At 67.3% G+C, this 14626-nt stretch carries 12 protein-coding genes; 6 read left to right on the plus strand and 6 right to left on the minus strand.

Translation table 11 applies throughout. The features are described from left to right. The first annotated feature begins 13 nt into the window (after positions 1–13). Both HGO92_RS19100 and HGO92_RS19105 read left to right on the plus strand, forming a co-directional pair. Positions 14–1846: a sensor histidine kinase gene (locus HGO92_RS19100; protein WP_169997740.1), complete on the plus strand. Its 1833-nt coding sequence runs from the start codon at positions 14–16 to the stop codon at positions 1844–1846. Then, positions 1836–2498: a response regulator gene (locus HGO92_RS19105; protein ID WP_169997670.1), complete on the plus strand. Its 663-nt coding sequence runs from the start codon at positions 1836–1838 to the stop codon at positions 2496–2498. The genes HGO92_RS19100 and HGO92_RS19105 overlap by 11 nt, the downstream gene beginning before the upstream one ends. Positions 2499–2615: 117 nt before the next feature. Here the strand turns inward: HGO92_RS19105 and HGO92_RS19110 are convergent, their stop codons facing one another. From HGO92_RS19110 to HGO92_RS19125, 4 genes are all read right to left on the minus strand, one after another. Further along, positions 2616–6098: a chitobiase/beta-hexosaminidase C-terminal domain-containing protein gene (locus HGO92_RS19110; protein ID WP_169997672.1), complete on the minus strand. Its 3483-nt coding sequence runs from the start codon at positions 6096–6098 to the stop codon at positions 2616–2618. Positions 6099–6198: 100 nt separating this feature from the next. After that, entirely contained in the window at positions 6199–7986 is a 1788-nt protein-coding gene (locus HGO92_RS19115) for a glycoside hydrolase family 15 protein (protein WP_169997674.1), read from the minus strand. Next, the gene (locus HGO92_RS19120) at positions 7986–8480 is read right to left on the minus strand and encodes a hypothetical protein (protein WP_240974774.1); all 495 of its coding nucleotides are present in this window, start codon (positions 8478–8480) and stop codon (positions 7986–7988) included. The genes HGO92_RS19115 and HGO92_RS19120 overlap by 1 nt, the downstream gene beginning before the upstream one ends. Positions 8481–8691: 211 nt before the next feature. Further along, the gene (locus HGO92_RS19125; protein ID WP_169997676.1) at positions 8692–9216 is read right to left on the minus strand and encodes a DoxX family protein; all 525 of its coding nucleotides are present in this window, start codon (positions 9214–9216) and stop codon (positions 8692–8694) included. Positions 9217–9315: 99 nt separating this feature from the next. On the opposite strand from HGO92_RS19125, the gene HGO92_RS19130 reads away from it, so the two are divergent. Then, positions 9316–9900 (plus strand): TetR/AcrR family transcriptional regulator, encoded by a 585-nt coding sequence (locus HGO92_RS19130; RefSeq protein WP_169997677.1) that lies wholly within the window; start codon positions 9316–9318, stop codon positions 9898–9900. 41 nt (positions 9901–9941) lie between these two features. Beyond that, positions 9942–10946: an aldo/keto reductase family protein gene (locus HGO92_RS19135; RefSeq protein ID WP_169997679.1), complete on the plus strand. Its 1005-nt coding sequence runs from the start codon at positions 9942–9944 to the stop codon at positions 10944–10946. Between the two features lie 6 nt (positions 10947–10952). On the opposite strand, the gene HGO92_RS19140 is transcribed toward HGO92_RS19135, so the two are convergent. Next, positions 10953–12011, minus strand: coding sequence for a Gfo/Idh/MocA family protein (locus tag HGO92_RS19140; RefSeq protein WP_169997743.1), 1059 nt, complete (start codon positions 12009–12011; stop codon positions 10953–10955). Positions 12012–12032: 21 nt separating this feature from the next. Then, a complete protein-coding gene (locus tag HGO92_RS19145) occupies positions 12033–12722 on the minus strand; it encodes a hypothetical protein (RefSeq protein WP_240974776.1) in 690 nt (229 codons plus the stop codon). A 258-nt stretch (positions 12723–12980) separates the two neighbouring features. Between HGO92_RS19145 and HGO92_RS19150 the strand changes: the two genes are divergently transcribed. Next, entirely contained in the window at positions 12981–13466 is a 486-nt protein-coding gene (locus HGO92_RS19150; protein ID WP_205834756.1) for a CBS domain-containing protein, read from the plus strand. Positions 13467–13509: 43 nt separating this feature from the next. Further along, a complete protein-coding gene (gene pdhA, locus HGO92_RS19155; RefSeq protein ID WP_169997681.1) occupies positions 13510–14604 on the plus strand; it encodes a pyruvate dehydrogenase (acetyl-transferring) E1 component subunit alpha in 1095 nt (364 codons plus the stop codon). Positions 14605–14626: the final 22 nt, after the last annotated feature.

Below are 14626 nucleotides of genomic sequence, written 5' to 3' on the forward strand. Positions count from 1 at the left end.
CCCAGGAGGAATGATGGAATCCTCCCAATCACGTACCCCGCGGCCGGGCTTTTCGGCCCGCATGCTGCTGATGCAACTGGGCGTGGTGGCGCTGGTGGTGCTGCTCTCGGCCGTGGTCTACGGCTGGCTGACGTATGAGCGGCTCGGCGACGAAGCCGAAGACCAGGCGCTGGCGGTTGCCCGGACGGTGGCGGCGTCCGGTGATGTGCGCTCGGAGGTTTCCGCCTTGGCCGATGCCGGCTCCGAGGAACTAGCCGCCGAGGCGCTGGCCGACGGGGAGCTGCAGCCGCTGGCCGAGGACGTGCGGCTGCGGACCGGCGCGCTGTTCGTGGTGATTACCGACGACGCCGGGCTGCGGCTCTCGCACCCGGATCCTGACCTGCTGGGCCAGCGGGTCAGCACCGATCCGAGCGAGGCCTTGAGCGGACGCGAAGTCACGGTGCAGGAGCAGGGCACGCTGGGCCATTCCGCCCGGGCCAAGGTGCCGGTCTACGCGCCGGGCAGCTCCTCCCGGGTGGTCGGAGAGGTCAGCGTGGGCTTCTCCAGCAAGGACATTCTCGAAGGCCTCGGCGGCAGCATCCTGCCGATCGCCCTCACCGCCGCCGGTGCGCTGGGTCTGGGCACCCTGGCTTCGCTCTGGCTGGGGCGGCGGCTGAAGCGGCTGACCCTGGGCCTGGAGCCGGAGGAGATCGCTGCCCTGACGCAGGATCAGGAGGCGGTGCTGCGCGGCGTGGACGAAGGGGTCATCGGCGTCTCCGCGGAACGCCGCATCACGGTGTTCAACCGCGAGGCCAAGCGGCTGCTCGGGATGGACATCGCTACCGAAATCGTCGGCTTGCCGCTGGACAAAGCCAGCCTCCCGCCGTCGTTCTCCGCGCTGTTGGACGCGGCAACACCGCAGTCCCCCACGGTGGAACAGGTGGTCGGGTCCCGGGTGCTGATCCTGACCGCGCGCGCCGTACAGCCCAGCCGAAAACCGGGCCGCCGCGGCTACCGCCCGTGGGCCGCCGCAGAAGAGCCCGCCGCCGAGAGGGCCGCCGCACCGGAGCTCGGCTGGGTGATCATGCTGCGCGACCGGACCGAGCTGCAGTCGCTCACCCGCCAGCTCGACGCCGTCGGCGCGCTCACCACGGCCCTGCGCGCGCAGCGGCACGAATTCGCCAACCGACTGCACACCGTCTCGGGCCTGCTGGGCATCGGCGACTACGCCGCGGCGCAGAACTACATGGGCACGATCATGAAAACCGGTCCGCTGAATTACCCGGCCGAGCAGTCCGAGCTGCTGCGGGACCCGTACCTGCAGGCGTTCATCGGGGCCAAGAGCGTGGAGGCGGCCGAACGCGGCGTCACGCTGCGGATTGGCCCGGAGACCCTGATCCGCGGCCGCATCACCGACCCGCAGGACGTGACCACGGTGATCGGCAACCTGATCGACAACGCCGTGCGGGCGGCGGTGCACGGCAGCAATCCCGAGCGCTGGGCCGAGGTCGAACTGCTGGACGAACTCACCGAGGACGGCGGCGTGCTGCATCTGGTGGTGGCCGACTCGGGCGACGGACTGGCGCGGCTGGCCCAGGAAACCGGGTCAAACAACGACGGCGGCGACCCGGCCTTCGAGCGCATCTTCAGCGAGGGATTCTCCACCGCCGAAACCGGGGGAGACAGCCTGCAGGATGTGCACGGCCAGGGCTTCGGCCTGCCGCTGAGCAGGCAACTGGCCCGCCGCCGCGGCGGCGATGTCTGGGTGGCCGAACCCGGCCAGCCCGGCGGCCCCGGCGCGGTCTTCTGCGCCAGGCTGCCCGGAACAGTTGCCCCAAAGGAACCAGGAGAGATGCATGACGAATGACCTGCAGGTGCTCATTGTCGACGACGACTTCCACGTTGGCCGCCTGCACGCCAGCTACGTCGAGGCCGTCCCCGGCTTCACCGCACTGCCGCCGGCCGGCACCGCGGAGCAGGCGCTGCGCGTGGTGCACGCCCGGGAACCGGACCTCATCCTGCTGGACGTGTATCTGCCCGACGCCCTCGGCCTGGACCTGCTGCGGACCCTGGATGTTGACGTCATCATGCTGACGGCCGCCGCCGATGCAGCCTCGGTCCGCAAGGCCCTGCGCCGCGGCGCGCTCGGCTACCTGATCAAACCCTTCGCCGCCGACCAGCTGACCCGGAAGCTGCGCGCCTATGCCCGCTACCGCCGGCTGCTCGCCAACCAAAGTGCTGTGGACCAGGACACGGTGGAACGCGCCCTGCACGCTCTCCACCCAGGGGAGGCCCCGGGGTCGGGCCGTGCCCGTTCGGCCACAGAGACGTCGGTACTGGAAGCGCTGGAGCCCGGAACACAGAAATCCGCCGCGGACGTGGCCCGGCAGGTCGGCATCTCGCGGGCTACCGCCCAACGCTACCTGTCGGCACTGGCCGACGATGGCGTCGTCGAAATCCATCTTCGCTACGGCAGCACCGGTCGTCCCGAACACCGCTACGGGCCGGTGGGACCGTAGCCCGAACCGCCGGCCGGCGCTTTCTGGGCGCCGAGCCTTCCGGTTCACGGCACACAGCGAGGCCCCCTGCCGGTAGTGGCAGGAGGCCTCGCTGTTTTTTGTTTGGTCAGATCCGGATCAGAGGATGTTGTTCATCATGTTCCAGCCCCAGCCGATCTTCTTCTTCGGTGCCATGCGGCCCTCACCATCGCCTACGTAGAGGAACAGGTCCCCTGCACGGTCCCGGGTCACCAGGTCAGTCTTGCCGTCGCCGCTGAAGTCGCCGGGTCCGACAATCATGGTCATGCTGTTCCAGCCTCCCCAGCCGATCTTCCGCTTCGGTGCGTAGCTGCTGTTGCCGTCGCCTTCGTAGAGGAACAGGTCCCCTGCACGGTCCCGGGTCACCAGGTCAGCGTCGCCGTCGCGGTTGAAGTCGCCCGGCCCGACAATCATGGTCATGCTGTTCCAACCCCAGCCGATCTTCTGCTTGGGGGCGTACCAGCCGTTACCGTGGCCGGCGTACAGCCACAGATCGCCTGCCTTGTCACGGGCAACCAGATCGTTCTTGTCGTCGCCGTTGAAGTCGCCGGGTCCGACGATGCTGGTCATGATGTTCCAGCCCCAGCCGATCTGTTTCTTCGGTGCGAACCAGCCGGTTCCCTTGCCCGCGTAGTGCCAGAGCTTGCCGGCCGTGTCGCGGGCCACCAGGTCAGCCTTGCCATCACCGTCGGTATCGCCGGTGCTGACCAGGCTGGTCATGCTGTTCCAGCCCCAGCCGATCTGCTTCCGCGGTTCGTAGCCGCCGTTGTTCTTGCCCACGTAGAGCCAGAGCTTGCCGGAGCGGTCCGTGGTGATGAGGTCAGCCTTGGAGTCACCGGTGAAATCATTGCTCGACTTCTCTGGAGCGGGTTCCTCCTCAACCGGTGTCTCCGAGTCAACCGGCGGTTCCTCCGTGTCTACCGGCGGTTCCTCGGTCGCCGCAGTGGTGGTCCAGGCGCCGATCGCACTGGTGTTGCCGGCAGCATCGATCGCTACGGCCCGCAGCGTCTGGCCTGCGGCGAGCTGCACCGGTGCCGTATAGGGCGTGCTAGCGGCAGTAGGGTCTGCACCGTTGAGAGTGAAGAAGATGGACGCACCCTCTTCGGCCGACAGGGTCACAGCGGTGTCCGCGGGGACCTCGCCTGCTTCAACATTGGCGGTCAGAGCCGGCGCCGTCAGATCCAGGTTGTAGGTCTGAGTCACGATTTCCGATGGAACACCGCCGTTGTAAGCGACGAACTTCAGGGTAGTCGTTCCCTCAGCCGCAATCTCGATGGCCCCGGTATACGGTGTGCTCTCAGTGTCCGGATCCGCCCCGTCAAGGGTGTAGAAGATCAGGGCATCGGCAGGCGTGGCTGCCAGTTCCACGGCCTGCACTGCATTGAACGTGCCGCCTGCCACGTTGGCCGTCACCGCCGGCGCCTCCGGCGGGGTTGCTCCCGTAATCTTGCCCTGGACCACGAACTCTTCGGTCTCGCCCAGCACCTCCGGTGTCGACAGCTCGTCGCCGTCGGCCTCGGTCACCTGCTCGACCTTGAAGAAGTTCGTATCGTAGGGACTGCCGACGACGGCGTGCGGCGTGTTGCCGTCGCCGAGGTAGCCTGCCGGAGCGCCCTCGTCCCACCGCAGGAACGGCCCGATCTTGGCCTCCAGCAGATGGGAGAAGTCGCCGGTGCCGTTCAGCGCGCCGAGGTCCTCGGTGTAGTTGAGGTTGCCGTCGACGTCAGCCACGAGCTCCACTGCACCGTAGGGATGCGTGATCTTATAGGTGGCACCCGGCTCGAAGACGCCGTCGCCGCGGACCCTGATCCGGCCGAAGGCCACCTGGTCCCCGTCCCGCACCATGTCGGCCCCGAAGGCTGCTTCCGATGCCAACGTCAGCTGGACCTCTTCGCCCCCGACATCGATGACCGACTCAGAGGCGAACCAGAAGGCCTCACCCGGGAAGTTGTCCGGGAAAGAGGTTGGCTCCAGCGGATTCGGCCGTTCCTCGACGACCGGGCACAGCGGGTCTTCCAGGCACAGGTCCAGCTGGACCGGTTCCTGGCCTTCCCAGCCGTTGTCCCGCAACCATTCCGGGAAGCCATGGTCGCCATTCGGGCCGACCGCCTGCAGATTGTGGACCTTGAACGGGAAGGACCGGATTTCGCCGGCGGTCCCCGTAGCAGGGTCCACGGCGACGGCGCGGAGGTTGGTCGAAGTCCCGATCTGCATCGGTTCCGTGTATTCCCAGGTATTGCCGAGCGGCTCCCCGTCCACAGAGAACTCCGGTGTGGAGCCGTCCGTGGTGTAGTAGATGTCCGGCGCAACAGCGGGATCGTTGGTATTTCCGCTCAACGTCACCATCTGCGGCCCGGCCAGCGGGCCGACGGCGGCATCGGGTGTTGCATCCAGCCAGGGCCGGGTGGCGTCCAGCTCGTACACTTCGGTGTAGATCTCGGTGGACTCATTGGTTGCCGGATCGATCGAAATGTACTTCAGCGTGTTGGTCCCGGGGGTCGCCAATTCCACGGCTACTTCCGAGATGTCCGCCCCGGCTGCCGGCACGAACTCGGTACCGTTGACTGTCCCGTCCGCGTTGACGGCGGGATCCGTCCCATCCACGGTGTAGATGATCTTGCCTTCAGGGAAGGACGAATGGATCTTCACCGTCTGTGCCGAGTTGTAAAGGCCGCCAGGCTTGTCCACGCCTGCTTCGACCGTCGCGATCTTGCCTTGGACGGCGAAGAGGTTTGTCTCTGCTGTGCTGCCGGACGGCCCCGAAACCCGGAAGAAGTTCGTATCGTGAGGGCTGCCCACAACCTCGTGTTCCACGTTCGGGTCGCCGATGAAGCCGTCTGGCGCGGCGGGAAGAACGTCCGGGGCCCAACGCAGGAACGGGCCAATGCGGCCCTCCGACGACTCCTCCCAGGTGCAGGGCTGCTGCATGCAGCCGATGTCCTCGGTGAAGCGGATCCGGCCACGGTCATCGGCCGTCAGGACGTCCACACCGTACGGGTGCGTGAAGGTGTACTGCTGGCCCGGTTCGCCGTCTTCGAGCCGGATGCGCAGCCGGGCGAAGCCGTTTTGCTGGCCGTCTGCCACCTCTCCGGCTCCGCTGAAGGCTGCTTCCTGGGCCATGATCAGCCGGGCCTCGGCCCCGTCGGGCATGGTCAGGGACGCTTCGCCGGACCACCAGAAGGACTCTTCCGGGAAGTTGCCCGGAACCGTCAGCGGCTGTGTCGGGTCGTAGTCGGTACCGATGACCGGACAGGCCACGGCGTCCACGCACAGTTCCAGCCGGACGGGAGCGAGTCCGCGCTCCGGATCGCCGCCGTCGCCGTACCAGTACGGATAGCCATTGTCCGGATTGACCGGGCCCACCCCGGTCGGACCGGTCGGCAAGGCAGCCGGAAGCATCCCCGCCAGCGCGGACTGCGACAGCCCTGCACCGCCTGCGGGAAGCGAGGCCGCCGACGCCGGCGGCAGAACGGACAGGCCCGAAAGCAGGACTGCACCTGCCGCCGCCATCCCCACCGCCCGCCGTCGTTGTTTCCTTCGGCCGTTGGGCGGCCTTAGCTGGATTTCAGGATCGGATGTCATGAGTTCCCCCTCGTGCACAGTTTCCTCGTCAAAGGCGCGATGTCAGTGCGTGCCCCGCAACCAGCTTCCGGTTTGGGCGTTGGGAAAAACCTATGAACGGTTAACCTTCTGACTCACGCAGGGCCAGGGCGGCCTGGACCAGCGCCGCGTGGGTCAGGGCCTGCGGGAAGTTCCCCAGCTGGGCGTGCGTCTGCGGATCCATTTCTTCGGCGAAGAGCCCCAAATCATTCGCCAGCCCGAGCATCTCCTCGAACAGCTCCGCAGCTTCGGCACGGCGGCCCGTTTCGGCGAGCGCCTGCACCAGCCAGAAGGAACAGGGCAGGAAGGCGCCCTCCGTCCCGGGCAGGCCGTCGCGTCCGGGCGGGTAGCGGTAGAGCAGTGGTCCACCGGCGGACAGCTTTCGGCGGATGGCGTCCACGGTACCCCGGGTCCGTTCCGAATCACGCTCCTCGATGCCCAGCAGCGGCAGGATAAGCACGGCCGCGTCGAGGTCGGCGGATCCGTAGCTGCGGGTATATGTGTTCCCCTCCGGATCGAAGCCCCTGAGCCTGATTTCGGCGGCAAGCGCTTCCCGGGCCTTGAGCCACCGCTGCCGCTGCCGCGGCGAGACGCGGTGGGTCCGCCCGATGTTCAGCGCGCGGTCGAGGGCGAGCCAGCCCATCATTTTGGAGTGCACGTGGTGCGCGGCGTCGTCGCGGATCTCCCAGATGCCCGCGTCGGGCTCCTGCCACCGGCGGGCCACCAGATCGGCGAATCCGCGCATGGCCCGCCAGGTCTCCGAGTAGAGCTTGTGCCCTGCTTCCACCAGCACCCAGGCCCCATCGAGGACCCAGCCGTAACCGTCCAGTTGGTGCTGCGTGGCGGCGCCGTTGCCCACGCGGACCGGCGTGCTTTCGGCGTATCCCGGCCATCCCGCCAAGGTGCGTTCCGGCGGAACATGCCTGCCGGTCAGCGTGAGCATCGCGGGCAGGCGCGGCCGCTCCAACCGGCTGGCGTGCAGCAGCCAGCGCAGGAAACTGCGGGCTTCGGCGGCCTTGCCGACACCGAGGAACGCCCCGACCCCGATGCTGGCGTCCCGGGGCCAGGCGTAGCGGTAGTCCCAGTTGCGGATTCCGCCCGGGAACTCAGGCAGGGAGGTTGTCGGAGCGGCCACCGGAGCCCCGGAGGGTGAATAGGTCAGCAGCCGCAGCGTCAGCAGGCTGCGCACCACCGCGTCCCGGTACGGTGTTCCGCCGTCGATCTCCGCTGCCCACGCCCGCCACAACTCCTCGTCCGCCGCCAGCAACTCCCCTGCCGCCTTCGGCTCCACGTGCACCAGCGGTTCCCCGTATGCCACCCCCAGCACCAGGGTGACGGGATGGCCCGGGGTTACCAAGAACGACGCCGGTTTGCCGGGTTCGATCGACAGTTCCGCATCGCTGTCCAGACTTAGCGCCAGCTGGCCCCACACGCAGACCAGGCTCGACCCGGAACGGACCCGTGGCCGGACATGCCGTTCACCCAGACGCGGATCGAACTCCACCACGGCCTCCACCGGCTGGCCCACGGCCGTCAGCCGCCGCACCAGCAGCGTGGCGGGCAGCAGCTGGCCGCGGACTTCGGCCACCATCGCGTCAGTGAGGATTAGCGTGCCCTCGCCGACGGGCCAGGTGGTTTCCAGCGTCGCCGTCTCCGGCCGGTAGCGGCGCTCCCTGGGCGCAGCCGGCGCGGCAGGGCCCAGGCGGAAAGTTCCCGCTTCAGGCCCGCCGACCAGTCGCCCGAACACTGGTTCGCCGTCGAAACTTGGCACGCACATCCAGTCGATCGCGCCGGCGCCGGAGACGAGCGCGGCGGTACGGGTGTCGCCGATCAGCCCGTAGTCCCCGATGTCCGGCAGTCCCGCATCCATCAGCGGACCTGGAAAAGCAGCCCGAGCATGACGCCGTAAACCAGGTGCGCGGCCACCGCCACGGCCGGAGTCTGGATACCGTAGTTCAAAGCCAGCAAGCCCGGCGGTTCCAGTGCGGCGCGGTTCGAGGGTCCTGCCCGGTGCGAGGCCATCCGCGGGTGGACGCCGGGCAGCAGCGGCAGCACCACGGTCAGGGCAACCGCCACATGCAGCAGGCCCAGCAGTCCCCCGAGCCACCAGGTCGCCTGGCCCAGCAGCGCGAACGTGGCCGCGTAGCCCAACGCGAAGATCTGACCGGCAGCAAGATGGATGAAGAAGCCTGCCACCCGCGCGTGGTCGGGATCGGGCGTGACCAGTGTGCCCAGGACCAGTGGCAGGTCGAGCCGGGTCAGTCCGGCCATCTGCGCGGCGATCATGACCATGGTCAGTGCACCCGTTGCGAGCAGTCCGAACACTGCCCAGCCTGCCCAGTCCATTCCGTCTCCGCTCCCCATTCCGCCGGTTTGCCCGGCGGCGTCCTGCCGACACGCCTGTTTCCCCGCCGGCAGATACCGAAGAGGATTCTGGTGGAAGTGTGCGCGGCGGGGCTTGTGGAAAGACTATGGCCACCCGTCGGCTACGGCAACAGGCCGGCGGCCACGCTACGGCCAGCGGCGGAACCTCCATTCAGGAAGTCCCGCCGGAGAGGCCGCAAAGAGGACGCCGCTATTGCCCGCCGTCAAAAACACGGACCGGAAGACCGCCCCTGCGGAGAGGCGACGAGGCCTTCCGCCGTCTGCGGAGTGCCTTGAAAGAGGGCAAGGCCACGGCGGCAGCGGCGATGAACACCAATTGCATCAGCGTTCGCGGCAGCAGCGCTGTGGCGGGTTCCCCGCCGAAGTCGATCCCGGCAACCGCCGCGTAGACGTTGGCCGGGAACATGAGCACCAGCAGCAGCGTCAATCCGGCAGCCGCCCAAGGAGCTGTCCGGCGGTGTAGCAGGCCTAGGGCAGCAGCCAGTTCCAGCACGCCGGTCAGCGTGACCAGAAGCCCGGGGTAAGGAAGCACCGGCGGCACCATCTCGATGAGGTCCGCACGCATTCCGTTGAAGTGGGCCGTTCCGGTCAGGACCAGCATGGCGGCCAACCCGCCGCGCAGGCTCACCTGCCAGGATCGGAGCGGCTTGAGGCCGAGAGTCCCGGCCAGCCGCAGCAGCAGCGTTACTGCCAACAGGGTGATGAGGGGTGCCATGAGAAGTCCTTCCATTGGACATCGTATTTATCTTGACACTGACTAGATTACTCGGATAGACGAACTTGTCAATGACTAGATAGCGGCTACTCTAAGAGGATGGAAACCTCGAACTACCACCATGGAGATCTGCGCCGCGCCATCATCGATGCGGCGCTGGAGGCGATCAGCGAGTCCGGCCCCGCAGCGGTCAGCCTCCGCGATCTGGCCCGGCGCGCCGGCGTCTCCCATGCCGCCCCGGCACATCATTTCGGCGACAAAGCCGGCCTGTTGACCGCCGTCGCCGTGCAGGGGTTTGGCCTGCTCGGCGATGTCCTGCAAAAGGCAGCGGGCCAGCCCGACGGGTACCTGGCTGTCGGCGTCGCCTACGTAGGATTCGCCGTTGAACACCGCGCCCACTTCGAGGTGATGTTCCGGCCTGAGCTCTACCATGCGGACGATCCGGAACTGCTCGCGGCCCAGGCCAGGACATCGCGGATGCTTTACGAGGGTGCCGCGCCGTACGCGCAGGACGGTGGCACCCAGACCCAGGACGCTGCACTGGCTGCCTGGTCACTGGTGCATGGATTCGCTTCCCTCTGGCTCAGCGGGAACCTGCCCGCGGATCTGCCGGACGATCCCCAGGATGCAGCCCGGCAAGTGGCGCGGGTCTTGTTCCCTCACAAGGCGGGCGATATCGCCTGAGTCGCGGCCCGGCGTCGTACTTAGGCATTAGTCTGGGCAGCATGGAATTCAGATACCTGGGCAACAGCGGCCTGAAAATATCCGAAATCACCTACGGCAACTGGCTCACGCACGGCTCGCAGGTGGAAAACGACACGGCAACCCAGTGCGTGCGGGCGGCGTTGGACGCCGGCATCACCACCTTCGACACCGCGGACGTCTACGCCAACACCGCCGCGGAGGAAGTCCTTGGCGCAGCGTTGAAGGGCGAGCGGCGGCAATCGCTGGAGATCTTCACCAAGGTCTACTTCCCCACCGGACCCAAGGGGCACAATGACACCGGGCTGTCGCGCAAGCACATCATGGAGTCGATCGATGGTTCGCTGCGCCGGCTGCAGACGGACTATGTGGACCTCTACCAGGCCCACCGTTACGACGTCGAGACCCCGCTCGAGGAGACCATGCAGGCCTTCGCCGACGTGGTCCGCGCGGGCAAGGCACTCTACATCGGTGTCAGCGAGTGGGACGCCCGGCAGTTGCGCGCCGGACACGCGCTGGCCAGGGAACTGGGCATCCAGCTGATCTCCAACCAACCGCAGTACTCCATGCTCTGGCGGGTCATTGAAGGTGAGGTCATCCCCGCCTCCGAAGAGCTGGGCATCTCGCAGATCGTCTGGTCTCCGATGGCCCAGGGCGTGCTCAGCGGCAAGTACCTGCCGGGCGCCGAACCGCCCGCCGGCAGCCGTGCCACGGACGAGAAGGGCGGTGCCCAGATGATCGAGCGCTGGATGTCCGACGACGTGCTCGAAGGCGTCCAGCAACTGGCGCCGCTGGCCGAGGAAGCCGGGCTGACCATGGCCCAGCTCGCCATCGCCTGGGTCCTGCAGAATCCGAACGTCGCCTCCGCAATCATCGGGGCGTCCCGGCCGGAGCAGGTGGTCTCCAATGTCGCCGCTGCGGGCGTGCGGCTGGACGAAGCGGTGATGGGCAAGATCGATGACGTCATCGGCGGCCTCGCGGAACGGGACCCGGCCAAGACGCGGGCCCCGAAGGAGCGGCTGGCCTGACCGCCCCTAGCGCTGCTGGTTCTGCCGGTGGACCTCCTCGATAATCCTGACGACGGCGAGTGACTCCGCCGGGTCCACCGGCACCGGTGCGCCGGCGGTGATGCTTGCCGCCAACTGCCGGTAGAACTCCGGGTACGCCCCGCGCTCGGCCTTGACTGGCCGCACATCGCCGGGCACCCCAGTGGTCCCCCATGTCTCTTCCGGCTCCTCGCCGTACCCTGCCGCGGATGGCAGCACGCCGCCGTCGAGCGCTGCCTCCTGCCCGTCCATGCCCCACTTCGTAAAGGCACCCTTGGAACCAAGCACGTGGAAGCGCGGGGCCGGCAGCGCGGAGATCAGGTTCATGGAGAGCCGCGAGCGCACCCCTGATTCATGCAGCAGGGACACAAACGCGTCCTCATCCGCTTCCGAAGCACTCGCGTCAGTGTGCCGGGCCGTCTCGCCGTAGACCGTGGCCACGGGACCGAACAGCTGCAGCGCCTGGTCGATCAGATGCGAACCGAGGTCGGAGAGGATTCCGCCGCCCTCGGCTAGCCCGGCCGTCGCCTTCCAGGCGCGCAGGCCGGCCGGCTTCCACCGTTCGAAACGCGACTCAAAGATATGAACCTGGCCGAGTCCGCCGTCGTCAATCAGTTTTTTCAGCGTGAGGAAATCCGAGTCCCAGCGCCGGTTCTGGAAGACCGAAAGTACGACGCCGTTCTGCCCCGCCTTCTCGATCAGCGCCTCGCCTTCTGCGGACGTGGGGACAAACGGCTTGTCCACCACCACGTTGAGCCCGAGTTCCAGCGCGGTGTCTGCGAGCGCGAAGTGGCTTGCCGGCGGGGTCCCGATGACCACCAGGTCCAGTTCGGCGGCGCGGCCGAAGAGCTCCTGCGTACTGGCGAGGACTTCCGCCTCCGGATAGGTTGCCCTGGCCAGGGAGGCGCGCTCGGGATTGCCGGTAACAATGAAGTCCAGCGAGAAGTCGCTGCTGGCTTCGAGGAATGGCGCATGGAAGACCCGGCCGGAAAGGCCGAATCCGATGACGGCGGTGCGGAGTGGTTTAGCGTCGGTCACGAGCGCCATCATACGGGGAGCCCGTGTCTGTTAGCTCGGTTTCCGGGCCGTTGTGTAGGAGGGCTCGCGCAGGGTCCTGGTCCACCGGTAGATGCCCGCGCCGGGCAGCGGGTGCAGCAGCGGATCGAAACGCCGGTCCGTGTCCTGTTGGTTGGGATCAAGTGTCAGGGACAGGGTGGCGAACCGGATCCAATCTCCGCGGAGTGCCGAATGGTAGAGCCCCAGCGTCCAGACGCGGTCCCCGAGTGCCTGCCGGAAATCCTCCGTTTTGGCGGGGAGCCTGGGCGCGGAGTCCAGCGGCCGGGCAGCCAGCAGGACCGGACCTCGGCTGCCTTGGTACGGCATCAAGGTGGTGAAAGCTGCCTCTGAAGCGGATCTGTGCGGAATCAGAATGAAACGGCTGGCTCCGGACATCCCAGTGGACGCGAGCAGCACATCGAAGGAAGCTGAGCCGGCCGGGATCCGCAGCGCCAGCCCCACGATGTCGGGCAGCGGTCCGGGCAAGCCGATCGATCGCGACAGCCGGGCTTGGACCTGAACCTGACCTGGAGTATCAACCCAGGAGATACCGCTTCGCTGTGTGGGCGGAAGCTTGTCGACCGACCCGGTGAGGCTGACGCCCTCCGGGTGGATCGGGCGCTCGGGCCGGAGGGCTTTAATTCCGCGGAACAGAAGCGCAAAGCCGCGTCCCGCCGTCGTACTAATCTGTTCCAACTCCAACTCCAGCTCCTTCCACTACCCCGGCGAATTGCACCGGTCCCGCCGGCACGGTGGTCGGGCGGCCCTATCGAAACTTCCATTGGGAGGAATATACGCCGGCAGGTGCCCTGGGCGGCATCCACAACCTACATCAGCCCCTTGCCAAATACGGACGGCTGGCTAGGCTGAAGGTCAGAGGGAAGCGCAGCGAGACGCTCCCCGCTCCGGCTGATCGGATCTCTGCGGCCCGGCCGCACGATCCAGGAAGGTGGCTTGCTGGTGGAGACCCATGCCCCGGTAACCGCACGCGACATCATGACAACGCCGGTCATCAGCGTTGCCGCGGAAGCACTGGTCGAAGACGTCGTCCAGATGCTGGGCAAACACCGCATCAGCGCCGTGCCGGTAGTGGACAATGAGCAGCATGTGGTCGGCCTGGTCAGCGAGTACGATCTGCTGGCGACACCGGGCGTCACGGCGGCGCAGGTCATGACCAGCTCCGTGATCAGCGTGACCACGGAGACCGCCATTTCCGACATCCGGCAGTTGCTGGTCAACCAGTGGATCGCGCGCGTTCCGGTCCTGGAGAACGGGCGCCTGGTCGGGATCGTCAGCCGCGCGGACATCGTGGCGCTGCTGGCTACCGAGTGGGTCTGCGGTGCCTGCGGCGAACCGGTGCGGGGCGAACACCCGCCCAAGGCCTGCCCCAAATGCGGGGCGGACAGCGAGAGGTTCGTTCTGCACGAGCAGCCGCCGGGTCCTTGACCGGTCCATAAGCTGAACCAGATCCAGGAGATGGAGGTAAGCGATGACTGACCAGGCAGCCCCGGTGACAGCAGGGTCCCAGGCGGCAGGATCATTCCCTGGGAATGAACCGCCAGAGGTGCTCATCGGGTACTACCGCGAGATGGTTCTGATCCGGAAGTTCGAGCTCACCGCGGACCAAATGTACAAGCGGGCTAAAATCGGCGGTTACTGCCACCTCAACCTCGGTGAAGAAGCCACCGTGGTTGGGCTGATGGCGGCACTGCAGGAGAAGGACTACCTGTTCACCAACTACCGGGACCACGGCTATGCGCTCTCCCGCGGGATGGATCCGGGGCGCGTCATGGCCGAGCTCTTCGGCAAGTCCACCGGGGTGGCCAAGGGCCGCGGCGGCTCGATGCACTTGTTCGACACACAGACGCGGATGCTCGGCGGTTACGGCATTGTCGGCGGCCAGCTCCCGCCGGCCACGGGCGCGGCACTGGCCCTGACTTTCCGGGGAAAACCCGGGCCGGACGCCGAAGCGGTGATGTGCCAGATGGGCGACGGCACCACCAATATTGGCGCGTTCCATGAGTCGCTGAACATCGCCGCCATCTGGAACCTGCCCATCGTCTACGTAATCGTCAATAACCGGCTTGGCATGGGCACCACGGTGGAGGCGGCCTCGGGCGAGCCCCTGCTCTACAAGCGCGGCGCTTCCTATCGGATGCCCGGCGAACGTGTGGACGGCAACGACGTCGTCGCGGTGCGGGACGCAGCGACTGCAGCCCTGGACCGCGCACGGGTTGACCGCCAACCGGGGCTGCTGGAGGTCATGAGCTTCCGGCTGCGCGGCCACTCCGTAGTGGATCCCGCACGCTACCGCTCTGCAGCGGACGTGGAAGAGGCCCAGGCCGCGGACCCTGTGCCAGCGTTCCGGGCGCAACTGCTCGCCGCGGGCGTGTTCACCGAGGAGCAGGCAGTCCAGATCGAGGACGACGCCACGGAGAAGGTGGCGTCCGCCGTCGCCTTCGCGGATTCCAGCCCAGCGCCAACGCCTGACGAACTTTTCGACTTTGCCTATGCCACCCCGGTGGCCAACGCGCCGCAGGCCTTGCCCGGCCAGCCGGCCGCGGCCCGGGAACCACGGCTATGACCATCACCGGAGCCAGCACAGG

The organism is Crystallibacter degradans (genome assembly GCF_012952295.1).
GTDB classification, from domain to species: domain Bacteria; phylum Actinomycetota; class Actinomycetes; order Actinomycetales; family Micrococcaceae; genus Crystallibacter; species Crystallibacter degradans.

Coding starts and splice junctions, on each gene's coding strand:
- pdhA (WP_169997681.1), top strand. CDS start 13,510: ATGACTGACCAGGCAGCCCCGGTGACAGCAGGGTCCCAGGCGGCAGGA.
- HGO92_RS19130 (WP_169997677.1), top strand. CDS start 9,316: ATGGAAACCTCGAACTACCACCATGGAGATCTGCGCCGCGCCATCATC.
- HGO92_RS19135 (WP_169997679.1), top strand. CDS start 9,942: ATGGAATTCAGATACCTGGGCAACAGCGGCCTGAAAATATCCGAAATC.
- HGO92_RS19140 (WP_169997743.1), bottom strand. CDS start 12,011: ATGGCGCTCGTGACCGACGCTAAACCACTCCGCACCGCCGTCATCGGA.
- HGO92_RS19105 (WP_169997670.1), top strand. CDS start 1,836: ATGACGAATGACCTGCAGGTGCTCATTGTCGACGACGACTTCCACGTT.
- HGO92_RS19110 (WP_169997672.1), bottom strand. CDS start 6,098: ATGACATCCGATCCTGAAATCCAGCTAAGGCCGCCCAACGGCCGAAGG.
- HGO92_RS19125 (WP_169997676.1), bottom strand. CDS start 9,216: ATGGCACCCCTCATCACCCTGTTGGCAGTAACGCTGCTGCTGCGGCTG.
- HGO92_RS19115 (WP_169997674.1), bottom strand. CDS start 7,986: ATGGATGCGGGACTGCCGGACATCGGGGACTACGGGCTGATCGGCGAC.
- HGO92_RS19100 (WP_169997740.1), top strand. CDS start 14: ATGGAATCCTCCCAATCACGTACCCCGCGGCCGGGCTTTTCGGCCCGC.
- HGO92_RS19120 (WP_240974774.1), bottom strand. CDS start 8,480: ATGGGGAGCGGAGACGGAATGGACTGGGCAGGCTGGGCAGTGTTCGGA.